Raw genomic sequence first — 22,118 nt, 5'->3', positions numbered from 1 at the left:
ACCGTCATGAGCAGTATCAAGATTTACCATAACCCGGCCTGCGGCACGTCGCGCAACACGTTGGCGCTGATCCGCAACAGCGGCGCTGAGCCTGAGGTGATTTTGTATCTGGAAACGCCGCCCAGCCGCGAACGGTTGATTGCGTTGCTGGCCGAGATGGGCATGACGCCGCGCGCGTTGCTGCGTAAAAACGTCGCGCCTTACGCCGAGTTGAAACTGGACGAGACTCGTTGGAACGATGATCAACTGATCGACTTCATGCTGCAACAGCCGATCCTGATCAATCGCCCCATTGTGGTGACTCCGCTTGGTACGCGTTTGTGCCGTCCGTCGGAGGCGGTGTTGGAGATTCTGCCGGATCCGCAGCGTGGCGCTTTCAGCAAAGAGGACGGAGAGCCGGTGATTGATGCGCAGGGCCACAGGATAACCAATGGCTAATCGCTGTGGCCCCGCATTTCATTCAATCAGTGCAGTTCGGCGCCGCTGCGGTCGGCCAGCGCTTCCAGCAGCGGGGCAGAAGGCACGAAGAACAGGGTGCCGGTCACCGCGTGGCTGAAATCGAGCAGCCGATCGTAGTTGCCGGCCGGGCGGCCGATGAACATGTTTTCCAGCATCTGCTCGATCGGCTGCGGGGAGCGTGCATAGCCGATAAAGTAGGTGCCGAATTCGCGCAGGCCGGGGCGGCCGAACGGCATGTTGTCACGCAGAATTTTCACCTCGTTGCCTTGCTCGTCGGTGATGGTGGTCAGCGAACTGTGCGACGACGACGGTTTGACCGCTTCATCCAGCTCGATGTTGGACTGCTTATGGCGGCCGATGATCTTCTCCTGCGTTTCCACGCTGAGCGAGTTCCAGCCCTGCATGTCGTGCAGGTATTTTTGCACCAGCACATAGCTGCCGCCGCTGAACGCCGCGTCTTCGTCGCCGATCACCGTGTAGTCGAAGGCTTCGTGCCCCTCCGGGTTCTCCGTGCCGTCGACGAAGCCGATCATGGCGCGCTGATCGAAATAACGGAAGCCGTGCACCTCTTCTATCACCGTCACGGCGTCGCCGAGCTTGGCGGTCAACTGAGAGGCCAGCTCAAAACACAGATCCATTTCATCGGCGCGGATGTGCAGCAGGATGTCGCCGGGCGTGGCGACGGCGACGCGCTCCCCGCTGCCGATCGGGCTGAACGGATGCAGCTGGCGAGGGCGCGGTGCGCCGAACAGCGTATCCCAGGCTTCGGAGCCGAAGCCGCAGACGCAGGTGAGATTGCCTGCCGGCGCGCGTTTGCCGACCGAACGCACCACGGCGGCAATGTCGCCGCACCAGGCGCGCACCGCCGCTAGATGGGCGGGAACGGGCGACAGGGTAGCGACGATGAAGATGGCATGGCGCGTCACCGGTGTGAATACGGCTTGCGGCAGAGGGTTATTTGCATTCATTGCATTCGGCTCCAGTGTGTTCGGGTGAAATCGGTCAGATCAAATTAAAGTGCTCGTCGGGTTTCATCGGCGGTGGCAGCGGGCTTTGGTCGTTCATTTCCAGCAGGTTGCGCTCGATGGTGTTGCAGATGGCGTTTAACGGCAGATGGTTAGCCGACACGCCAAACGGATCCTCCAGCTCTTCGGCCAGTGAGTCCCAGGATAAGAAGGTATAGGAAATGAACACTGAAACAAACGGTGTCATGTAATGCAGATCGGTCACCAGGGCAAAAGGCAACAGGCTGCAGAACAGGTAAACGGTGCGCTGCAGGATCAGGGTATAGGCGAACGGCACCGGCGTGCTGGCGAGCCGTTCGCAGCCGCCGAGGGCGTGGGACAGTTCGCTCAGCTTGTTGTCGAGCAGCTCGAAAGTGATGTCGCTCAGCAGCCCCTGTCGGCGCAGCTTGCCGATCTCCTGGCCCAGCATCAGCAGGATGCGGTTGGTCGGCATCGGGCTGGCGATCACCTCGGCCAGCTCTTGGCTGCTGAGATTGTGGTACAGATCGGCGGTCGGGTCGGTGCCGCGCAGCTGATGCTTCAGGCTCCAGCTGAAGGCGATCAGCAGCTTGGCAACCTTTTGCTGCACCGCCGATTCGTCCGGCAGCAGGCTTTTGATCTGGCGCAGCAGGGAGCGCTCGGTAATCAGCAGCGAGCCCCACAGGTTGCGCGCTTCGACAAAGCGGCTGTAGCCGGCGTTATTGCGAAAGCCGAGAAAAATGGCGATGGCGATGCCCAGCAGGCTGAACGGTGCGATGGTTAAATGCACGCCGAGCTGTTCGTACCATTGGTAGCTGATCACCGCCACTATCGACATCAGCACGTTCAGCGACAGGCGAAAGGTGATCTTTGATAGCACGGAACCGTGCCAGGCGAACAGGCGAAAAAACCAGTTCTGATTCGGGCGAATTATCATGACGTGGGTGCTTCCTGGTGTCCTGCTATTGAGAATAGTCGATTCTTATCCGGCGGCGTTAGGCCGCCGTTGTCGATTGCCAGAGCCGCTGCGGATGCGTATAAACGGTGGCGCGCCCCGGTTTGCTGAAGCCCACCAGCGTCAGGTTGCTGCGTTCGGCCACTTCCACCGCCAGGCGGGTGGCGGCGGAAACGGCGAACAGGATCTCGACGCCGCACATGGCGGATTTTTGCACCATTTCATAGCTGGCGCGGCTCGACACCAGCGCCGCACCCTGCAGCCACGCCTGTTGGCTGCGGTAGCCCAGCAGCTTGTCGAGCGCCACGTGGCGGCCGACGTCTTCACATCCGCCGCTGAGCGCGCCGTCCGGCTGGATCCAGGCCGCCGCATGGGTGCAGCCGGTCAGTTTTCCTACCGTTTGCACCTCCTGCAGCTGCGCTAACGCCCGGTCGAGCAGCGCCAAATCGAAACGTTGCGTGAAAGGCAGTGGTGCGATGGGCTGAGCAACCTCCTGCAGCTGTTCCACCCCGCAGACGCCGCAGCCGGTGCGGCCGGCCAGGCTGCGGCGCTTCTCTTTCAGCTGCATAAAGCGGCGGCTCGAGAGTTCTACATGCACTTCAATGCCGTTGCAGGCCGGTTGCTGGCGGATGTCGTAGATGTCGTCGGGGGAGGCGATAATGCCTTCGGACAGCGAAAAACCGATGGCGAAGGCCGCCAGATCTTTCGGCGTCGCCATCATCACCACGTGGGAAATGCCGTTGTACACCAGGGCGACCGGTACTTCTTCCGCCAGCCAATCCTGTTGCGCCTGAGCCAGATCGTTGCGCTGCCAGACCGCGTGGCGCGACAGGCATTCCTGTTTGATATCGTCGGTTTCTGCGAGGAGTAGGTGCTTGTTCATAACGTTCTCGTGACTGTCGGTGACGAGGCGCCGACGGGGATGAATTCTTATTAGCAGGTGTGGGGATTATACAGGATTCTGATCCCGCTCGCGTAGGGAATCACGCCCTGCAGGTTATCCACAGTTTTGGTGGATAACGTGTGTGCAAGGCAGAGTGAAACCGTTAGCAGGCGTAAAAAAATCGCTAAGAAAATTATTATATTACGCAGAGGACTGCAGCGTATGGCGACTTTTGGCGATGGATGCCGCTTTGCGCCACGAACACAATGACGGTATTAAAATACAGTGCTTTAGAAAGTCAGGGGGCATGGAGGAGAGGCGCATTTTTTAATCAGCAGGTTTATCCTGTCGTCGTTTGCTCTGGCAATGAGCCTTACGTGATTAAGCGCCGGTGCAAAAATGTCAAAATTGGTACTCGACGATGCGGCATTGCGGCGAGTCTGCGCTTGAACAGCCGCGGCACTTTTTCTTCTGACAAGCCACCAGAGTGAACATAACCCTATCGATATAGTCACCGTGATTTCAAATGAGCCGCTGACTTATCAAATTGAAACGTTGTCGGCATTTTATGTGGGTTTTTACGTCATGGAATTTTTTGGCGTTATTAATAATGACTTGTGACTTGTGACTTGTTATTGGTGTAAGTGATTTTTTTTATTATCGCTGAGGTCAGCCTCTGTTTGATTGCTGCTTCTGTCTTTTTCTCATCGCCCCCTATTGTTGTTGTTTAGTGAAACAATACGTTTATATTTTTGCTATTTATCGCAAACAATATCCTTACTAGTATCCATCTCAGCTAAGCAATACAGCGCATCTGCGAACTATTGATTAACTAATATGCACTTTAACCAATATATTATAAATGGAGCACAATATCATGACACAGACAACGTCTACGCCAAGCCGTGAAGAAGCCGATGCCATCGTTGAAAGCATGGTTGCTATTTTCAGTAAACCTATCCGTTCTCCGGTCATCGGCAAACCCACTGACTTCGGCTTGCAGTATGAAGACGTCTTTTTCCCAGCGTTGGACGGCGTGCCGCTGGAAGCGTGGTTCATCCCTTGCGTAGGTTCCGACAAGGTCATCATCTGTAACCACCCTGTGTGGTGCAGCCGGACTGGCCTGCCTGCCGACCGCGAGCCGTGGCGTTCCATCGGCGCTGCAGGCGGTAACGATTTTGCTTTCAGCTTCCTGCCGGACTATAAAATTCTGCACGATGCAGGCTACAACGTACTGGCTTACGACCTGCGCAATCTGGGTCTGAGCGGCGAAGCTAACGGCGGTATCGGCAGCATCGGCGTGCTGGAAGCGCGCGACGTCGTGGGGTCATTGAACTATGTCCGCAGCCGTCCTGACCTGAAAGGAAAGAAAATCGGTTTGTTCAGTCGCTGCATGGGCGGTAACGCGACGTTCTTTGCGATGGCGAAATATCCGGAGCAGTTCAATGATGTCCGTTGTGTGGTTATGCCACAGCCGATTTCCATGCGTGCCGCCGTCGGCGTCGCGACGGAATTGGCCGGTATCCCGGACCGTCTTGATGAAATTGACGAACGTCTGGCGATGGTCACCAGTTTCCATCTGGATGACATGGATCCTTCCGTGCCTGCGCGGACCAACACCAGCGTTCCCACCTTCATCTATCAGGTACATGACGACGTGATGACCCGGCCATCCGATGTGCAGAACATTTTCGACAGCATGCCGGTTAAAGAGAAACAGCTGCACTGGATCCGTAATACCACCCACCGCTGGGATGGTTATCTGTACTTCCAACGCGAGCCAAAGCTGATGTTGGACTGGTTCAATAATTACATGAACTGAGGGTGAATGGATCTTTTAAGCAGTATTTATTTTTAATGTGATGAATAAGTGAGTGTGTCCACATGGAGTTATAAAAACTGCATTTCGCCATCACCTTTTTATTTCACGGAATTCTCCTAGGGCATCGCTCGTTTTGGCGGTGCTTTTCTTTCTTTTTTTTGTTATTCAATTAATATATTTATTTCTGGTTGTGACGGAATAGTCGTTCTGGATAATATTTTGCGGTGGCATAACGTCTGGACCTCCCCATGAATATGCAAAACGTTAGGAGATATCGCATGAATACCCTGGAAAATCTGAGGATTTTTTTGCGTGTGGCCCAGACCTGCAGCTTCACAAAAACGGCAGACGATCTGGGGGTGAATAAGAGTCGAATTTCCATTGTTATCCGCCAGCTGGAAGACGTGCTTGGCGTACGCCTGTTACATCGAACCACCAGGGCAGTGCATCTGACGGAAGACGGCTTGGCGTTTTACGAACGCGCAGTAGAAATACTCTCTTCGGTAGATGACCTGCAGACGATGTTTGTCGAAAGGACGGAACTGAAAGGCAAGCTGAGGGTGGATATGCCTACGGATATAGCCAACAGCATTATTATCCCTAAACTCCCCGATTTTTTTTCCCGCTATCCCGGCATTACGCTGGAATTATCTTGCACCGACCGGCGGGTGGATCTGGTACAGGAAGGCTTCGACTGCGTTGTCCGGGCTGGTGCCGTTTACGATAAGAACCTGGTGGCGAAACTGATTGGAGAAATGCCCGTATTCAACCTCGCCAGCCCGGATTATCTGGCGAGAAAAGGCACGCCATACAGTATCGATGACCTTCTCAAGTATCAGCATGTGGCCGTGCACTATACGCCGAATATTGGTAGTAAGCCGATGGGCTGGGACTACCTGAAAAACGGTAAATATGAATATTTAAATCTGCCAGGATCGCTGAAGCTGAACAATGCGCAGTCGTTTATTGCTGCTGGGTTGGCGGGGATTGGCTTAATCCAGTCACCGATGCTTGGCGTGCATAACCACGTCGAGCGTGGCGAGCTGCTGCAGATTCTGCCTGATTGTGAGCCTGAGCCGATGAAGTTCTGGTTCGTCGTCGCGCATCGTCATAATTTGTCCCGTAAAGTTAACGTATTCATGGATTGGATAACCGAGCAGCTCGCACCGTGGCTTACGAAGAAGGGCGCGGTACGGGATAACACGCCGATTAATCGCTGAATATCACGGTCTTCGGCACCGTTCGCCATGACAGTGCATGACTCACCATGGCTATCGATATGCCGTGGGGGCGAGTGCCAGGTTATCCACAGTTTTGGTGGATAACGTGTGTGCAAGGGGCAGTAAAACACTTAGCAGGCGTAAAAAAAAATCGCTCAGAAAATTATTATATTACGCGGCAAAGCGCGATCCGCAGGGGGATAGGGGGGTTGCACGCGTTCGCGTTTTATTTATGCCTTACTGTATAAATATACAGCTTGGTTATGATTATGCTGAGTACTTTAAGGTTGTATGCTTTTTCACCAGTTGAGCCCCTGACGTTACCGCTGTTTGCCGATCGCGTGGCCTGCGGTTTTCCCTCCCCGGCGCAGGACTATGTCGAGAGCCGGCTGGATATCGGCAAACTGCTGGTGCGGCATCCTAATGCCACTTATTTCGTGCGCGCCAGCGGAGAGATGGAGCGAGCAGGATGGATCAGGCACTGAATTTTTCACTCAGCTATGCGCAGCTGACCCGGGAAGCAGAAGATGCGATTAAAAAATGCAATCTGAACCAGGGCGGGATGGGTTACACCCTAGAGTTGGGTAAGGCTTCTGTCATTCTGAGTTTCTGGTACGGTCTGGCGCTGCAGGGCTATCCGGGCACAATAATGGATGAACGTGTTGATGCCGACCGGCTGCGCCTGCATGTCCTCATCTATAAGAGAGAGGAGTGACATCGTGGCAACGGTTAACGTCCGCCGGCCGTCGCCGCTGCAGCGACGGATGCTGATTGTGCTGGCCGCCCCCAAACGGTAACTGATATTTTGCTGGTTGAGCAGATAGACCGCCTGACCCGTCTCAGCAACAGTGACTGGATGACGTTGAAAAAGCAGATTGAGCAGCATGAGTTACGGATTGTCAGCCTGGATGTCCCTACCTCATGGCAGGCGCTGTCAGAGAAAGATCCTGCACAGGCGGGCCCGATCACCCGTGCAGTAATAACCGCCATCAATAACATGCTAATCGACCTGATGGCCGCGATGTCACATAAGGACTGGTTGAGTCGCCGCCAACGGCAAAAGCAGGGAATTGAACGGGCGCATACGTTGGGTAGATACCGGGGAAAGCAGGCAGATCAGGAACGACATCAGAAAGTCCTGTACTACCGACAGATTAAGAAACTGAGCATCCGAGAAACAGCAGACGCGACAGGCTACAGTACTTCCCAAGTTTGTCGCATTCAGGCCTTCTATAAAGAAGTTGAGACTGATTAAAAAGCAGCCTTAATGTACAATAATTTTCGATATCCCAACTGACCCCATGAACAATCAATGAGTTAGAGGTGAAAGATGATTTCATACAAAAAAATCATACCTGCTCTTGTCATATTCGCTTTATCTAATGCTGTGGCATATGCGAATGATTTCGACAAATCAAATGAAGCGATGGCAATTTCAGCAATAGGTTTTTCTGGCTCAAATGCTCGTGTTGCACATGATGTTTGTGGGGCAACCAATGAGAAAATTGATAAATATAAAAAACAAATAAAAGACTCATTAACTAGAACATTAAAGTATGAACAGTCAGGATTCGATACGCATTGGGATAATGGTTGGAAAAATGCTGATTTTTTGGTTAAGTCATTAAGTAATGATGAAGCCTATAAAAAAGAATATTGCCGAGAGGTTTTAGATGGAATTAATAATCCTGAAATGAATTAAGGATTATTCCTTATTCGGGGTTCTACGCCGGAACCCCAGATTTTTCCGTCCGCTAAAATTATCCCCGGTTGAGCAGCTTTATACCGTCAGCTCGCAGTGGATCATCAGGGGAAATGTGGCGGTACAGCGTTTGTCGGGTTATCCCAAGCTCCTGGCATAACGTACTGACTTTCGTCTCTGGCCGTCCCATTGATGCCATTGCCAGTCGCAATTTTATTGGCGTCATTTTGTAAGGCCGTCCGCCGTTCCTCCTGTGGGCTCTTGCTGAGGCAAGGCCTGCCGCTGTTCTTTGCGGCGCTGTACGCAGCAGAGACCGACGGCCGCGCGCGACTGGCTCGACACCCGCTTAGTCCCGCCCTCTGGTCAAATGCAGGCTGACGTGTACAGCCTGCAGGCAGAGGATTTCGTCTGGCAACCGGTATCGCCCGCCGTCGGCGCCGTTCGCAATGACAATCCCTCACTCATCCTGCCCATCGATACGCCAACGGTCTGAGTGCCGCATTATCCACAGTTTTGGTGGATAACGTGTGTGCAAGGGGCAGTAAAACACTTAGCAGGCGTAAAAAAAAATCGCTCAGAAAATTATTATATTACGCGGGAAAGCGCGATCCGCAGGGGGATAGGGGGTTGCACGCGTTCGCGTTTTGTTTATGCTTTACTGTATAAATATACAGTTTGGTTGTGATTATGCTGAGTAATTCAAGGTTGTATGCTTTTTCACCAGGTGAACCCCTAACGTTACCGCTGTTTGCCGATCGCGTGGCCTGCGGTTTTCCTTCCCCGGCGCAAGACTATGTCGAAGGTCGGCTGGACATCGGCAAGCTGCTGGTGCGGCACCCCAACGCCACCTATTTCGTGCGCGCCAGCGGCGAATCGATGATCGACGGCAATATCCGGGATGGCGATCTGCTGATTGTCGACAGCGCCCTGACGCCGGAGCACGGCAATATCGTGATCGCCGCGGTGGACGGCGAATTCACCGTCAAAAAACTGCAGCGTCACCCCGATGTGCGGCTGTTGCCGATGAACCCCGCCTACGCGCCGATCGTGTTCGACGACGAAGCGCAACTGGAGATCTTCGGCGTGGTGACCTTTATCGTCTACGCGGCCCGGTGACTTCGGCCCTTTTTTTCATTTTTTTTCTGCCCGATCTTTTCGTTGGCGTGACCTCTCTACTGAGTTTCCAGTTCATTACACTCAGGGGAATCCTTCATGGCCATAAAAAACAAGAACGGCGCAGGGCGTACGTTCACATCAGCCAAACGTACCGCCGGGAAGCGGGTCGCTATCGGGGTAGGGTGCGCATTATCGGGCATGCTCACCTCCGCGATGGCGGCGCCCGGTGCGTCGGTGCCACCGGCGGCGGTCGAGCAGTCCGCTATCCTGCCTTTCGCCATTCCCGCCGGTGACCTGGCGCCCGCCTTGCAGACGGCGGCCGCTAAGGCCGGCGTGATAGTGATTTTCACGCCCGAACAGACGCGTGGAAAAAACACCGCGGGCCTGCAGGGGCATTATCGCCTCACCGACGCGTTCGATACGCTGTTGGCGGGCAGCGGATTGCGCGCTCAGCAAACCGCACAGGGATATCGGTTGGTCGACGCCGGGCCGGTTCAGCCGTTGACGATACCGGAACTGTCGGTGGTCGGCGGTTTGTCCGACAGCGTCGCCGCCGGCCGTTCGGTGTTGGATAAAGAAGACATCGAACGCGTGCAGGCTGACAATATCGCCAGTTTGCTTGATCGCTTGCCTGGCGTAGGGATGGCGGGCTCGCCGCGCCCGGGTGGCCAAAGCCTGAATATCTGGGGCATGGGGGACATGGAAGATGTGAAGGTCGTGCTGGACGGGGCGCCGAAGGGATTTGAGAAATATCGGCAGGGCTCGGTATTCATCGAACCCGAACTGCTGAAAAAGGTTGAGGTCGATAAGGGGCCGCACAATCTGTTGAACGGCAATGGCGGCTTTGGCGGGACCATTACGCTGGAGACCAAAGATGCTGGGGACATGCTGCTGCCGGGCGAAGATTTTGGCGGCTTGCTGAAGTACAGCTACCACACCAACGATCGTCAGGGCATTTACAGCGGTGCCTTGTACGGTCGTACGCCGGAAGGATCCGCCGACGGTTTGCTCTACATGAGCAAGCGTGACGGCGGCAACCTGAAGCGGCCGGACGGCACGCGTTTTGCCTATTCTGCCAACGATCAGGCTTCCTACCTGTTAAAAACCAATATTTATCTGAGCGAGGCGCAAACGCTGACGCTGTCGGCGATGCGATCCGATTCCGATGGCTGGCAGCCTTTTGCCGCCAAGCGGGACGATATCGCCGCGCCCAGCCAGGCGGATATCGATAAATATGGCCGGGAAGAAGCGTGGCGCCGCATTCTGGTGTATCGCGACCAGACAGACACCAATTACTCGGTGAAATGGAATCTGGCGCCGGAAGCGCAGCCGTTGCTGAATCTGACGCTGTCTTACGCCTATTCGAAGACCGAGCAGCATGACAAGCGGCCGGATTCCGCTTCAAAGTTCAGCTATCTCGGTACGCTGGGCAATGAAAGTTGGGTGAACTATACCGATCGGCAGTTTGACGTCAGCAATGAAAGCCGTTTCGCCAGCGGTCCGCTGGAGCACAAGCTGTTGCTCGGTGCGCGTTGGCATAAACATCAGCGCGATACCCTGATGTATTACCCTTCGCAGGTGAAAAACGCCAGTTACAACTACGGCTATTTCCAGCCGTACTACATGCCGGCGGGCGAACAGGAAACCCGCAGCGTTTATCTGCAGGATGCGGTCAGCTTCGGCAGCCTGACCGTGACGCCGGGCGTGCGTTACGATCATGTGACCAATACCGGGCAACCGAACCGGGCGCCGCGCTATAACGACAGCGATCCGCTCGTGGGCCATGATTACAGCAGCGTGACCTATACCGGCTGGTCGCCGCATTTGGGCGTGATGTGGAAAGCGACGTCGAATCTGTCCCTGTTTGCCGACGTTAGCCGCACCTGGCGCGCCCCGGTGATCGACGAACAGTACGAAGTGCAATACGCTGCTTCCAGCGTGCCCGGTACCAGCCGCGGCCTGCAGGTGGAACGCATGACGGGCGTTCGTCTCGGCGCGGTGCTGGACTTCAACGATGTGTTGATGGCGCGGGACAGCCTGCAGATCCGCACTACGCTGTTCCGCAATCGCGGCAAGGACGAGATTTTCTATCGTCGCGGCGTAGTGTGTGACGCCGCACGGCACGGGGGCCAATGTGGGCAACCGTTGTCGAACTATCGCAACTTGCCGGGCTATACCATTGAGGGCGTGGAGCTCGAATCGTTTTATGACAGCGAAAGCCTGTTCGGCAGCCTGTCGTTCTCCTCGATCCGCGGCAAACGCGACGCTTCACCGCGCGATCCGTGGGGCAACGAAACCTGGATTGCCGAAATTCCACCCGTTACGGCACACGCGATGCTGGGCATGAAAGTGCCGCAGTGGGACATGGCCTTCGGCTGGACCGGCGATTTCGTACGTAAACAGGATCGTTCACCGGCCGACGGCGATCCGATGGCCGTTGTCTGGGCCCTGCCGAAAACCTCGGGTTATGCATTGCACGGCCTGTTCGCCTCGTGGCAGCCCAGCGGTTTGCACGGCTTCGAAGCCCGCGTGGCGGTGGACAACCTGTTCAACCGCGATTATTACCCTTACCTGGGCGAATCGGTGTCTGGCGTAGGGCGCAACATCAAGTTCAGCGTCAGTCAGCGTTTTTGACGATCCTGTCTGCAGGGGGCCATTTAGGCCCCTTTTCACGTTTCCTCCCCCGTATTTCCCTACTTTTTCGCCGTTTATAAATCATCAGCAATCGCTTGACACAGAAGTTACAATTTTAAAATAATAATAATTATCATTTTCAATCTCATTATCAATTGGTGTCACCGAATGGCAAGGAAAGAGGCCGCGGCAGCCAACGGGTTTGCTCAACAGCTTTACCTTGAGCATCACAGTTGGCTATGCCATTGGCTGCGACAGAAGGTTGGGTGTGCGCATCACGCCGAAGACCTGGCGCAGGATACTTTCATCAGTATTTTACTGAGCCCGCAGTTGCTCGCCATTCGGCAACCACGCCCCTTCCTGGCGACCGTAGCACGCCGGCTGGTGGCGAATTATTACCGGCGTAAAACAATCGAAGAGAGCTATCTGCAGGCCTTGAGCGAGTTGCCTGCGATCGAGGCGCCCTCGCCGGAAGTTCGTCAACAAACCCTCGAAATGCTCGAACAGTTGGATCAGGCGTTGGACGGATTGCCGGCGCACGTCCGCGAGGCTTTCCTGTTGGCGCACCTGCAGGGCATGCGTTATTGCGACATCGCTGAACGTTTACGGGTGTCGACCAGCTCGGTGAAACAATATCTGCAGCGCGCTAATTTGCACTGTTTCTTTGCATTGGCGGCGTAACGGCAGGTGCGGAACCCATGATGGAATCGGATATCGATCGGCAGAGCGCGCGAGAGGCCGCCGCGTGGTTAACGCAGCTGATGTCGGAAGAGGCAAGCGACGCGGATAGGGAAAACTGGCGACGTTGGTATCAGGCGAAACCGGAAAATGAACGCGCCTGGCGGCATATCGCCGCGTTTTCATCCCGTTTTTCTCTGCTTAACGGGGCGGCGGCGCAGCGTAGTCTGTCGCAGTTGCCGAACCCGCAACGTCGCCGGTTATTGAGAAGCCTGGCGGCCATCGGCGTGGTGGGGACGGTTGGTGTCGGTTCGGGCGCGCTGCCATGGCGCCCCTGGCTGGCGGATTACCGTACGGCGGTGGGGGAACAGCAAACCGTCGCGTTGGCGGATGGCGCGCAGTTGATGCTGAACACGCAAACGGCGGTCAACGTCAGCCGTCAGCAGGCCACATTGCTGGAAGGCGAAATGATGGTGAATCTGCCGCCGGAAAGCGGTGCGTTGACGGTGAGATTGCCGCAGGGCGAGCTCATGGTGCAGGCTGCTCGCTTCAGCATTCGCCTGTGGGAAACTTACAGTGATATCGCCGTTTATCTTGGCCGGGTCACGATCCTTTCACCGGCGCATCGGAACGCGGTGCTCAACGCCGGTCAGGGCGGCAGGTTAAGCCGGCAAGGCATTGGCGAACCGTATCGCGTGACGCAAGAGCCCGGTTGGCGGCAAGGCATGCTGCTGGCCGACAACATGCGGCTGGACGACTTCCTGATGGAACTGGGGCGTTATCGTCAGGGCGTTATTCGCTGCCGGCCGGAGGTCGCCGGCCTGAGGCTCTCCGGTGCGTTCCCGCTGGCTGACCCCGAGCGCGTCATCGCGGCGCTGCCCGGCGCGTTGCCGGTTAGGGTAAATATGCTGTCAAAATACTTCATCACCGTATCCTAAAGTTTTTTACTCTGCCATTAGGGCATTTCCTTTTCTATTGACCTGTTCTTTTTCGTTACCTGCCCGGTGCCGCGTGCCTAAACGACCTTTCTGACATACCCCGACTGCCGTTGACCGCTGCGTACGTTGGTCTGTTTTACGCTTAACCTGAGTACCGTTCCCTATGTTCAATCACAACGTATTATCTGGCGATTTCTCTTTACCCCCTACAGGCGGGCGATGGCGCTGGGCTACCGCCAATGTGTTGGCGTTGGGTCTGCATGGTGCGTTGTGGTTTGGGCTCGGTTATCACCTGATGCCACCGTTGCTGCCTGCGGCACAACCGATGGTGTTGATGATGGTTGCCGAGCCGGCTGAATCGACACCCAACACGGAACCGATGCCAACCGGCGTGCGCCAGGTGCAGGCGGTGGCGCAACGGCAGGCCAATCGGGAACCGGAGGCGGCGATGCCTCCGCTGATTCATGCACCGCGTGCAACGGAGCGGCAGAGCAAGGCCAAAGGGCAACGGAACGACCCCATCAAACCGAAGACGGAACCGCCGCGCCCAAGGCAAGAAGAACAGGAAAAAATGGCGTCTGCAAACTCAAGAGCATCAAGCACCAGCGCGCCGCCGTCTCTGGATGGAAAGCGTGTTGCCGCGCCGCAAACCAGCGTGGCGTCGCAGCCGAGTCAGGATGCCTCGGTCTGGAGCGGCCTGCTGTTGGCGCATTTGAGCCGTTTCAAACGCTATCCCGCCCTGGCGGTACGCCAGCAGCGCCAGGGTATTGTTCAGGTTGCCGTGACGTTGGATCGACAGGGAAACGTGCTGGGCGTGAAGCTATTGCGATCGAGCGGCGTTGCTTCGCTCGATCGGGAGGCGCTTCAGTTACCGCAGCGCGCTTCTCCACTGCCCGCACCCGGCAACGAGATCGCAGCGGGGCAGGCGGAATTCAGCGTGACCATTCCGATTCGTTTCGATCTGCGTGAAGTTCGCCGTTAATGAAAAACTCGGCTCCAGGTAAACGGAGGGCTGAGTTAAAAGCCAAAGTGCATCAAACGGATAGCAGCGATGAGGTGGTTTCTACTTGATCGTCGCCAGAAAAATACAAATACTGTATGCATGAACAGTAACCTGGTGCCGTTATGAATAACAACCCACTGACGATAACGCCAGTCTGGCCTCTGGCGATGAAGGGGCAGTAGCCATGTTCGCCCTGGTAGACGTCAACAGTTTCTATGCTTCCTGCGAGACCATCTTTCGGCCCGATCTGCGCGGGCGGCCGGTGATCGTGCTGTCCAACAACGACGGTTGCGTGATCGCCCGTAGCGCCGAGGCGAAGGCATTGGGCGTGCCGATGGGGGCGCCTTATTTCAAAATCAAAGAGGAAATGCGCCGCCGCAACGTTGCGGTGTTCTCCTCCAACTACGCGCTGTACGCCGACATGTCCCGCCGGGTGATGGACACGCTGGAAGAGATGGCGCCGGCGGTGGAGATTTATTCGCTGGACGAAGCCTTTCTGCGGCTGGACGGCGTGGCGCACTGCGAGGCGCTGGAGCCATTCGGCCAGCGGGTGCGCGATCGCATCCGGCGCGAGCTGCATTTGACGGTCGGGGTCGGCATTGCGCCGAGCAAAACGCTGGCCAAGCTGGCCAACTTCGCCGCCAAGAAATGGCGCGGCACCGGCGGCGTGGTGGATTTATCCGATCCGGCGCGCCAGCGCAAACTGCTGGCGTTGCTTCCGGTGGAAGAGGTGTGGGGCGTGGGGCGCCGCCTGACTCGCCAACTGCAGGCGATGGGTATTCACACCGCGCTACAGCTGGCGGACTGCGATACCCGGCTGGCGCGTAAAACCTTCAGCGTGGTGCTGGAGCGCACGATACGCGAGCTGCGCGGCGAATCGTGCCTGCAGTGGGAAGATGAGGTGGCCGCCAAAGAGCAGATCATCTGTTCCCGCTCGTTCGGCCAGCGGCTGACGCACTACCCACACATGCGCGAGGCGATCTGCAGCTACGCCGAACGCGCCGCCGAAAAGCTGCGGCAGGAAAAGCGCTATTGCCGCAACGTGTCGGTATTTATCAAAACCAGCCCGCATTCGGCGGGCGAAGGGTATTACAGCAATATGGGCACCGCCCGGCTGCAAACCCCGAGCAATGACAGCCGCGACATCATCGCCATGGCGGTACGTGCGCTGGAAAGCATCTGGCAGGAGGGGCGACGTTACCTGAAGGGCGGCGTGGTGCTGGGAGATTTCAGCGCCGCCGCCATGGCACAGATCGATCTGTTCGACGAGTGCCCGCCGCGCCGCAACAGCGAGCGGCTGATGGCGACCCTCGATCGCCTGAATCAGGAAGGGCGCGGGCGCGTGTGGTTCGCCGGGCAGGGGATCGTCAAGCCGTGGCAAATGAAGCGCGACATGCTGTCGCCGGCCTACACCACCCGGCTGGCGGACATTCCGGTGGTGCGGCTGGGGGAGCGGGCGCCGTGCTCCGCCGAATCGAAGGAAGAAAAACGCCGCGGGTGACAACCGGCGGCGTGGGTAGGCTGAGTGTTACTTCACCGCCGCCGGATCCGGCTTATCGGGGGCGATGCCATACAGCGCCATGGCGCGGTTGACCTCGCTGCGGGCGATACGGCCTTCGTCAGCCAGCAGTTTCAACGCGGCGAGCGCGATGAAATGGCGGTTGACCTCGAAGAACTCACGCAGCGCCTCGCGGGTGTCCGAGCGACCAAAGCCGTCGGTGCCCAAGGCGATAAAGGTGCGGTCGGGCAAGAACGGTTTGATCTGATCGCCGACGATCTTCATATAGTCCGTCACCACCACCACCGGGCCGGGATGCGCCGCCAGCAGGCTCTGAATATAAGGAACTTTCGGCGGTTCTTCCGGATGCAGCAGGTTCCAGCGTTCGGCCGCCATGCCGTTGCGGCGCAGCTCGCTCAGGCTGGTGGCGCTCCAGATATCGCTGGCGACGCCAAAGTCCGCCGCCAACAGCTCCGCCGCCGCCAGCGCCTCGCGCATGATGGCACCGCTGGCGACCAGCTGAGCGCGCGGGCTCTCTTGGTTTGTCGTTTCGCTCTGTTTGAGCAAATAGGCGCCCTGGATAATCCCGTCCTCCACGCCCGCCGGCATCGGCGGCTGCGGGTAGCCCTCGTTGAGCAAGGTGATGTAGTAGTAAATATCCTCTTGTTCAACGAACATCCTGCGCATGCCGCTCTGGACGATCACCGCGAGTTCATAGGCATAGGTCGGATCGTAGGAGACGCAGCTGGGGATCACCGAAGACAGCACGTGGCTGTGGCCGTCGTCATGCTGCAAGCCTTCGCCCATCAGGGTGGTTCTGCCGGAGGTGGCGCCGAGCAGGAAACCCTTGGTGCGTGCGTCGGCCGCCGCCCAGGCGAGATCGCCCACCCGTTGCAGCCCGAACATGGAGTAGAAGATATAGAACGGGATCGTCGCGACATCGTGGTTGCTGTAGGCGGTGCCGGCGGCGATCCAGGTCGATATCGCACCGGATTCGTTGATGCCTTCCTGCAAAATCTGGCCGTCTTTGGCCTCTTTATAGTAGCTGAGCTGCCCGGCGTCTTGCGGGGTATACAGCTGGCCGAGCCAGGAATGGATGCCAATCTGGCGGAACAGGCCTTCCATGCCGAACGTGCGCGACTCGTCCGGCACGATGGGCACGATCAGTTTGCCGATGTTGACGTCTTTGAGCAGCGTGCCGAGGATATTAACGAAAGCCATGGTGGTCGACATGTTGCGTTCGCCGCTGCCCTTCAGGAGGCCGTCGAAGCGCGATAGTTCCGGTATCGCCAGCGGAGCGGATTGGCCGAAGCGGGCAGGGATGTAGCCGCCCAGCGCGGTGCGCGTCGCGGTGATGTACTTCGCCGCCGCGCTGTCGGGTTCGGGCTTCAGGTAAGGGATCTCTGCCAGTTGGGCGTCGGAGATGGTCAGCCCTAAACGGTCGCGGAAGGCTTTCACCGCATCCTGGCTCATTTTTTTCAGCTGGTGGTTGATGTTCTGCCCTTCACCGGCTTCCCCCATGCCAAACCCTTTGACGGTTTTGGCCAGCACCACCGTCGGCCTGCCCGGGGTATGCACCGCCTGATGGTAGGCGGCGTACACCTTTTGCGGATCGTGGCCGCCGCGGTGCAGCGCCCAGATCTCATCGTCGCTCAGGTCGGCGACCAGCTCGAGCAATTCCGGATACTTGCCGAAGAAGTGCTCCCGCACATAGGCGCCGCTTTGCGACTTGAAGGTTTGGTAATCGCCGTCGACGCACTCCATCATGCGCTGCATCAGCAGCCCGGAGCGGTCTTTTTGCAGCAGTTTGTCCCAGCCGCTGCCCCAGATCACCTTGATCACCTGCCAGCCGGCGGCTTTGAAGGTGCCTTCCAGCTCCTGAATAATCTTGCCGTTGCCGCGCACGGGGCCATCCAGCCGTTGCAGGTTGCAGTTCACGACGAAGATCAGGTTATCGAGTTTTTCTCGCCCGCCCAGCGCAATCGCCGCCAGCGATTCCGGCTGATCCATCTCGCCGTCGCCGAGAAACGCCCACACCTTTCTCCCCTGGTGCGGTTTCAACTCGCGGTATTCCAGATAGCGCATGTAGCGCGCCTGGTAGGCGGCGGTCAGCGGCCCCAACCCCATCGAAACGGTGGGATATTGCCAGAAATCCGGCATCAGCCGCGGGTGCGGGTAGGAGGAGAGGCCGCGGCGCGCGGATTCGCGGCGAAAGTTGTCGAGCAGCTCCTCGTCGATGCGGCCTTCGAGATAGGCGCGGCCATAAATGCCGGGGGCGGAATGGCCCTGGATATACACCATGTCGCCGGCGAAATCATCGGTGCGCCCACGGAAGAAGTGCGTGAACCCCACATCGTAAAGCACCGCGGCCGATTGGTAGGTGGCGATATGCCCGCCGACGTTAGAATGTTTGCCGGCACGCAGCACCATCGCCATGGCGTTCCAGCGAATAAACGCATTGATGCGCGCTTCAGCGGCCAGATCGCCGGGATACGTCGGTTGCTTATAGGCCGGGATCGTATTCACGTAGGGCGTGGTGACCAGGCTGAAGAAATCACCGTGTTTTCGCTGATCGGCTTCGGCCATTCTTTCCAACAAAAAATGCGCGCGTTCACGGCCGTCGATGTCAGTGACACCTTCAAATGCCTCAAGCCATTCAGCCGTCTCTTGTGGGTCGAGATCTGCTTTTACCGCAGGTTGGTTCATAAAAGCTCCAAATGTACTTACCTGATAAGGCGCTGAGCGATACAGGGATTCAGTGAATTGCAAGTGCAAGAGTTGCAAATGCAACAATGGCGAAAGCCACTCTATCCCTTTACAATTGCAATTGCAACTCACCGGTTTTGACGAGAAAAATGACATGACAGATAAACAACCCGACCTGTGGTTCTCCTTTGTGCGCGCGCATCGGGCGATGATCAGAAAGATAGAGGCGAAGTTGTCGGAAGCGGGGCTGCCGGTTTACGCCTGGTATGACGTGTTATGGGGATTGGAAAGCGGGGAAAACGGCACACGCCGCATGCATGAGCTGGCGGACGTGTTGGTGATTGAGCGTTACAACCTGACCCGCCTGATGGATCGCCTGGAAAAAGAGCGGCTGGTCACGCGTTTTCGATCGGATGACGATCGCCGGGCCTCCTTCGCGACTATCACCGAGGAAGGCAAGGCCCTGCGGAAAAAGATGTGGGAGATCTACCGTTCGGTGGTCAACACCCACTTTCTCAACCAGTTCAGCGAAGAAGAGGTCGCACGCTTCTCCGACGCGTTGAACAATGCGATGCAGCTGGCCAGAGAGTGATCAGGCATCGGGCGTGATGTGCAGAACGCGCAGCGCATCGGCGATCAGCGCCGAAGGGATTTTCTGCTCGTCGGCCAGCAGTTTAAGGGCGCAGAGCGCAATCCATTCCGCCTGCGGGTAGTGGATTTCGCCGCGCACCCGTGAATCTGAGCCCACCGCGGCAAAGCGCGCGGGAATGAATCGCCTGAGCTGATTGGCAATCAGGTGCGAGTAGTCGGTAACGGCGACGACGGGGGCATTCCCGGTACCCAGGCACGTTTTCAGATGGCATTCGCCGCCGCTGTCCTGGCGCTGCATGTCGGCGAGTTCGGCGTCCTGCGCCAACCGCGTGTAGCTGGGGCAACTCCAGATTTCAGACGCAATCCCCCAGTTTTTCAAGACCTTGGCCGCCTGCTGAACGCGGGCGAGCGCTCGGCCAGCGCCGCACAGACGAACCTGCAACGGCGAGTCTGCCGCGGCGGCGACACGATACATTCCCTTGAACGCCTGTTCTGCGACAAACGGTTCCCCTGAAGAGAGGGGGCCATTGTCTGCGTTGGTCGCGAGATACACCATCTTCCTCGTTCCCTCCAGATAGAGCGCGTGGAGGGCGTGATGGAGTATCGCGCCGGTTTCTCGGGCATTGGCCGGATCGAAAGGCAACCAGCCCGGCATGGCCGTGAGCTGAAGCGGGAACCAGGCCTGAACGCCTTTGGGCAAATCGGCACTGCCAGTATCCGCATCGCTGATGAAAATCCCTTTACGATTGGTTTCCGGCTCAAGCCCGCGAAGCATGTCCACCGAGGGCGTGTTGACGAAGTAAAACAGCGGCTTCTCATAACGCTCTGATTGATGGTCAAACCAGAGCGGCCAGGCGGTGGCGTAGTGGGAACTCGGTGGCTCGGTGCGCCTTCTGCCGTCGATAAGCCAGATGTCGCCGCTGGCGTTAAGTTCGTCCAGCGTTTGCGCCGTCCAGGCGCTGGAAGAAGGGCGCGAGGCGCCGGCTTTTTGGCTGACGGAGGTCATCTTGCGGATACAGGCTTCGGCCAGGGTTTGGGTTCTGGCCGAGGCGGCGGGCAGTGTTATACGTTGAGGCGACATGCGGAGTACCCTTTTTTAGTTGCAAGTGCGATGATTGTAATTGCAATTCATGGCGTATGCCAATGACTTCTGAACAGGCCGCCGCCGTCCAGGCGTGACCTGCGGCGGTATATTCAGGTTCTGCGGAAGGGAGCCTATTTGTTTCACCGACCAGACAGCCGTCATCCGTTGTCCTTATTTCTGCGTTTTTTTATAAATGGCGGGCAGCTAAAAACGGTTTGCCAATATTACTCAGGCACGCGTTAGTGAACGCTAAACGAGGATATCGGCATCTTAAAAATAAAACGAAATAAGGATGAAAGCATATGCCTGGATTTAATTATGGTGGCAAAGGGGATGGGACTAATTGGAGTTCTGAACGCGGTACGGGCCCAGAGCCGGGGGGTGGCGATAAAGGCCATTCCGGCGATCGCGATCGCGGCGGCGCCGGCGTTGGCAACAGCCCGGAACAGCAACAGATAGCGGCGATCCAAAACGATCCGGCGCTGCGCATGAAGCTGGCGGCGGTGATTAAGGCGGCGCGCAGAATTAACCCGGATGCGAAATTGCATATTGAAAGCGTCAGCCCATCCGGCACGCTGAGCCTTTCCGCCACCGGTTTGACGGCCGATCAGGCGAAGCACATTGGCCTGGGGGGACTGGTGATGGGAGTCAACGCCAAGGGGGTGACAGTGGCGATCGGGGATATCGAAACCGGCCATGCGCGAAAGCCCTCAACCCCTGGCAAAGGCGACAACAATGGCCTGAATGCCGGGCAGATCGGCGCCTCTTCGTTAGGCAGTTTCGTGACAGACTCGCATCGCGATCGGCCTGTCAGCGGCTGGCATGGCAACGGCAAAACCGGCGAATTCTCGACGACCCGCACGACCGGGAGTTACTACGGTTTTCATCATTTGAAGGTGGAAAAGCAAGACGGAGTGGCGACCTACAGCCTCTACTATAAGGCCAATAAGAACCGGCCCGCGTTTATCGCCGTGGTGAGAGGGGATAACCTGAATGCCATGGAGGTGAAATATGCCAACGGCAAGCCGGTAAAATCGCCCGGCTCGGTAAAAACGATCGTTAAGGACTTCGTCGAATATCAAAATGCGGAATTAAAAGCCATCAAGGATGGCGTCAGCCTGGCCGCAGGTATCAATAAAGATATCGCGGAAAAGATCGGCGCGAAATACGCCAAACTCGCCAAGGATTTGGAGGCGGGAATTCAAGGAAAATATATCCGCAACGTGCAAGATGCGGAGAAAACCTACGAGCAATTGACGAAGGGCCTGAACAAAAAGCTCAAGGCGCAGGACAAAGCGGCGATTGTCGCCTGGCTGAAAATGATCGATGCGGAACAGTATGCCCGCAATGCGCGGGTATTGGGCAAGGTCTTCACCGGGGTGGACTGGGCGATCAAGGGCGCGGATCTGGTAAACGCCACGATTGAAGGTTTCTCTACCGGCAATTGGAAAGCGTTCCGCAACCAGCTCGAAGCGCTCGGGTTGTCGATCGGCGCAGGGTATACGCTCTCCGTTATCGCCGCGTTTTTCGCGCCGACGCTGGTGTCGTCGACGGTGGGCATTTTCGCCTTCGCTTACCTGTTTGGCTGGGCCACCAGCTATATCGATGCGGCCCTTGCAGGAGAACTGGAAAAATTCATCCTCGAGATGTAACAAGCTCATGATAGAAGAGGGGGCATGCCCCCTCTTTTATGGGGTATGAACGCGCCCTGAACAATGCATTAGCATGTCTCATGTAGTTCTTAAGTTGATGATTTTTATCTGTGTAGTTCGTCTTATGTAGCCATCTCCCCGTCATCGGATAATTTCATTATTTTTCTTCCTGTTATGTGATTTTCTTCACGTAA

The 22,118-nt window shown here is 57.0% G+C and carries 18 protein-coding genes and 4 pseudogenes; 16 read left to right on the top strand and 6 right to left on the bottom strand.

From position 1 onward, the window contains the following. Positions 1-6: 6 nt before the first annotated feature. On the top strand, positions 7-438 hold the full coding sequence (arsC, locus tag ACMGGW_RS13925; protein ID WP_025303339.1) for a glutaredoxin-dependent arsenate reductase: 432 nt from the start codon (positions 7-9) through the stop codon (positions 436-438). 26 nt (positions 439-464) lie between these two features. Here the strand turns inward: arsC and ACMGGW_RS13920 are convergent, their stop codons facing one another. From ACMGGW_RS13920 to fdhD, 3 genes are read right to left on the bottom strand one after another with little or no spacing between them, the layout of a single operon-like run. Next, the gene (locus tag ACMGGW_RS13920; RefSeq protein WP_025303338.1) at positions 465-1,427 is read right to left on the bottom strand and encodes a Dyp-type peroxidase; all 963 of its coding nucleotides are present in this window, start codon (positions 1,425-1,427) and stop codon (positions 465-467) included. A 34-nt stretch (positions 1,428-1,461) separates the two neighbouring features. After that, on the bottom strand, positions 1,462-2,379 hold the full coding sequence (locus ACMGGW_RS13915; protein WP_025303337.1) for a bestrophin family protein: 918 nt from the start codon (positions 2,377-2,379) through the stop codon (positions 1,462-1,464). A gap of 58 nt (positions 2,380-2,437) precedes the next feature. Beyond that, entirely contained in the window at positions 2,438-3,280 is an 843-nt protein-coding gene (gene fdhD, locus ACMGGW_RS13910) for a formate dehydrogenase accessory sulfurtransferase FdhD (RefSeq protein WP_025303336.1), read from the bottom strand. A gap of 877 nt (positions 3,281-4,157) precedes the next feature. Here fdhD and ACMGGW_RS13905 point away from each other — a divergent pair. The 6 genes and pseudogenes from ACMGGW_RS13905 (at position 4,158) to ACMGGW_RS13880 (ending at position 8,024) form a co-directional block, all read left to right on the top strand. After that, on the top strand, positions 4,158-5,102 hold the full coding sequence (locus ACMGGW_RS13905; RefSeq protein ID WP_025303335.1) for an alpha/beta hydrolase family protein: 945 nt from the start codon (positions 4,158-4,160) through the stop codon (positions 5,100-5,102). A 278-nt stretch (positions 5,103-5,380) separates the two neighbouring features. Beyond that, the gene (locus ACMGGW_RS13900) at positions 5,381-6,322 is read left to right on the top strand and encodes a LysR family transcriptional regulator (RefSeq protein WP_025303334.1); all 942 of its coding nucleotides are present in this window, start codon (positions 5,381-5,383) and stop codon (positions 6,320-6,322) included. A 263-nt stretch (positions 6,323-6,585) separates the two neighbouring features. Then, a pseudogene (locus ACMGGW_RS13895) lies at positions 6,586-6,777 on the top strand (DNA polymerase V); the annotation flags it as partial. A gap of 14 nt (positions 6,778-6,791) precedes the next feature. After that, entirely contained in the window at positions 6,792-7,037 is a 246-nt protein-coding gene (locus tag ACMGGW_RS13890) for a hypothetical protein (protein ID WP_049295892.1), read from the top strand. Positions 7,038-7,121: 84 nt separating this feature from the next. Beyond that, positions 7,122-7,577 (top strand): annotated as a pseudogene (locus ACMGGW_RS13885) (recombinase family protein); the annotation flags it as partial. A 75-nt stretch (positions 7,578-7,652) separates the two neighbouring features. Then, positions 7,653-8,024: a hypothetical protein gene (locus ACMGGW_RS13880; protein WP_126502249.1), complete on the top strand. Its 372-nt coding sequence runs from the start codon at positions 7,653-7,655 to the stop codon at positions 8,022-8,024. A gap of 58 nt (positions 8,025-8,082) precedes the next feature. Here the strand turns inward: ACMGGW_RS13880 and ACMGGW_RS13875 are convergent. Next, positions 8,083-8,316, bottom strand: a pseudogene (locus tag ACMGGW_RS13875) (resolvase); the annotation flags it as partial. A gap of 21 nt (positions 8,317-8,337) precedes the next feature. Here ACMGGW_RS13875 and ACMGGW_RS13870 point away from each other — a divergent pair. From ACMGGW_RS13870 to umuC, 7 genes and pseudogenes are all read left to right on the top strand, one after another. Further along, a pseudogene (locus ACMGGW_RS13870) lies at positions 8,338-8,517 on the top strand (hypothetical protein); the annotation flags it as partial. 194 nt (positions 8,518-8,711) lie between these two features. Then, positions 8,712-9,140 carry a translesion error-prone DNA polymerase V autoproteolytic subunit gene (gene umuD / locus ACMGGW_RS13865; protein WP_049209475.1) on the top strand — a complete coding sequence of 143 codons (429 nt, stop codon included), beginning with the start codon at positions 8,712-8,714 and terminating at the stop codon, positions 9,138-9,140. Between the two features lie 96 nt (positions 9,141-9,236). Continuing rightward, entirely contained in the window at positions 9,237-11,774 is a 2,538-nt protein-coding gene (locus tag ACMGGW_RS13860) for a TonB-dependent receptor (protein WP_025303330.1), read from the top strand. 168 nt (positions 11,775-11,942) lie between these two features. Then, complete coding sequence (locus ACMGGW_RS13855; protein ID WP_025303329.1) at positions 11,943-12,455, top strand: sigma-70 family RNA polymerase sigma factor; 513 nt, start codon at positions 11,943-11,945, stop codon at positions 12,453-12,455. 17 nt (positions 12,456-12,472) lie between these two features. Continuing rightward, positions 12,473-13,390, top strand: coding sequence for a FecR domain-containing protein (locus tag ACMGGW_RS13850; RefSeq protein ID WP_038629539.1), 918 nt, complete (start codon positions 12,473-12,475; stop codon positions 13,388-13,390). Positions 13,391-13,685: 295 nt separating this feature from the next. Continuing rightward, a complete protein-coding gene (locus ACMGGW_RS13845) occupies positions 13,686-14,372 on the top strand; it encodes an energy transducer TonB (protein ID WP_160310833.1) in 687 nt (228 codons plus the stop codon). 205 nt (positions 14,373-14,577) lie between these two features. Beyond that, positions 14,578-15,894: a translesion error-prone DNA polymerase V subunit UmuC gene (gene umuC / locus ACMGGW_RS13840; RefSeq protein WP_197759093.1), complete on the top strand. Its 1,317-nt coding sequence runs from the start codon at positions 14,578-14,580 to the stop codon at positions 15,892-15,894. Between the two features lie 27 nt (positions 15,895-15,921). Here the strand turns inward: umuC and aceE are convergent, their stop codons facing one another. Beyond that, positions 15,922-18,597 carry a pyruvate dehydrogenase (acetyl-transferring), homodimeric type gene (gene aceE / locus ACMGGW_RS13835; protein WP_197765263.1) on the bottom strand — a complete coding sequence of 892 codons (2,676 nt, stop codon included), beginning with the start codon at positions 18,595-18,597 and terminating at the stop codon, positions 15,922-15,924. A gap of 154 nt (positions 18,598-18,751) precedes the next feature. Here aceE and ACMGGW_RS13830 point away from each other — a divergent pair, with 154 nt between their 5' ends. Then, positions 18,752-19,189 (top strand): MarR family winged helix-turn-helix transcriptional regulator, encoded by a 438-nt coding sequence (locus ACMGGW_RS13830; RefSeq protein ID WP_025303324.1) that lies wholly within the window; start codon positions 18,752-18,754, stop codon positions 19,187-19,189. Here the strand turns inward: ACMGGW_RS13830 and ACMGGW_RS13825 are convergent, their stop codons facing one another. Continuing rightward, positions 19,190-20,269 carry a transketolase-like TK C-terminal-containing protein gene (locus ACMGGW_RS13825; RefSeq protein WP_197832295.1) on the bottom strand — a complete coding sequence of 360 codons (1,080 nt, stop codon included), beginning with the start codon at positions 20,267-20,269 and terminating at the stop codon, positions 19,190-19,192. A 491-nt stretch (positions 20,270-20,760) separates the two neighbouring features. On the opposite strand from ACMGGW_RS13825, the gene ACMGGW_RS13820 reads away from it, so the two are divergent. Further along, the gene (locus tag ACMGGW_RS13820; RefSeq protein WP_342102036.1) at positions 20,761-21,924 is read left to right on the top strand and encodes a colicin-like pore-forming protein; all 1,164 of its coding nucleotides are present in this window, start codon (positions 20,761-20,763) and stop codon (positions 21,922-21,924) included. Positions 21,925-22,118: the final 194 nt, after the last annotated feature.

The sequence above is a fragment of the Serratia sp. BNK-4 genome (genome assembly GCF_048685115.1).
In the GTDB taxonomy this organism is placed as follows: Bacteria; Pseudomonadota; Gammaproteobacteria; order Enterobacterales; family Enterobacteriaceae; genus Serratia; species Serratia bockelmannii.
This window is presented reverse-complemented; position numbering and strand designations above follow the sequence as displayed.

Excerpts from the sequence above, each read along its gene's own strand:
- ACMGGW_RS13900 (WP_025303334.1), top strand. The coding sequence starts at position 5,381 with ATGAATACCCTGGAAAATCTGAGGATTTTTTTGCGTGTGGCCCAGACC.
- ACMGGW_RS13830 (WP_025303324.1), top strand. The coding sequence starts at position 18,752 with ATGACAGATAAACAACCCGACCTGTGGTTCTCCTTTGTGCGCGCGCAT.
- ACMGGW_RS13905 (WP_025303335.1), top strand. The coding sequence starts at position 4,158 with ATGACACAGACAACGTCTACGCCAAGCCGTGAAGAAGCCGATGCCATC.
- aceE (WP_197765263.1), bottom strand. The coding sequence starts at position 18,597 with ATGAACCAACCTGCGGTAAAAGCAGATCTCGACCCACAAGAGACGGCT.
- ACMGGW_RS13845 (WP_160310833.1), top strand. The coding sequence starts at position 13,686 with ATGCCACCGTTGCTGCCTGCGGCACAACCGATGGTGTTGATGATGGTT.
- umuC (WP_197759093.1), top strand. The coding sequence starts at position 14,578 with ATGTTCGCCCTGGTAGACGTCAACAGTTTCTATGCTTCCTGCGAGACC.
- umuD (WP_049209475.1), top strand. The coding sequence starts at position 8,712 with ATGCTGAGTAATTCAAGGTTGTATGCTTTTTCACCAGGTGAACCCCTA.
- ACMGGW_RS13915 (WP_025303337.1), bottom strand. The coding sequence starts at position 2,379 with ATGATAATTCGCCCGAATCAGAACTGGTTTTTTCGCCTGTTCGCCTGG.
- ACMGGW_RS13825 (WP_197832295.1), bottom strand. The coding sequence starts at position 20,269 with ATGTCGCCTCAACGTATAACACTGCCCGCCGCCTCGGCCAGAACCCAA.
- ACMGGW_RS13850 (WP_038629539.1), top strand. The coding sequence starts at position 12,473 with ATGATGGAATCGGATATCGATCGGCAGAGCGCGCGAGAGGCCGCCGCG.
- ACMGGW_RS13855 (WP_025303329.1), top strand. The coding sequence starts at position 11,943 with ATGGCAAGGAAAGAGGCCGCGGCAGCCAACGGGTTTGCTCAACAGCTT.
- ACMGGW_RS13820 (WP_342102036.1), top strand. The coding sequence starts at position 20,761 with ATGAAGCTGGCGGCGGTGATTAAGGCGGCGCGCAGAATTAACCCGGAT.
- arsC (WP_025303339.1), top strand. The coding sequence starts at position 7 with ATGAGCAGTATCAAGATTTACCATAACCCGGCCTGCGGCACGTCGCGC.
- fdhD (WP_025303336.1), bottom strand. The coding sequence starts at position 3,280 with ATGAACAAGCACCTACTCCTCGCAGAAACCGACGATATCAAACAGGAA.
- ACMGGW_RS13920 (WP_025303338.1), bottom strand. The coding sequence starts at position 1,427 with ATGAATGCAAATAACCCTCTGCCGCAAGCCGTATTCACACCGGTGACG.
- ACMGGW_RS13880 (WP_126502249.1), top strand. The coding sequence starts at position 7,653 with ATGATTTCATACAAAAAAATCATACCTGCTCTTGTCATATTCGCTTTA.
- ACMGGW_RS13860 (WP_025303330.1), top strand. The coding sequence starts at position 9,237 with ATGGCCATAAAAAACAAGAACGGCGCAGGGCGTACGTTCACATCAGCC.
- ACMGGW_RS13890 (WP_049295892.1), top strand. The coding sequence starts at position 6,792 with ATGGATCAGGCACTGAATTTTTCACTCAGCTATGCGCAGCTGACCCGG.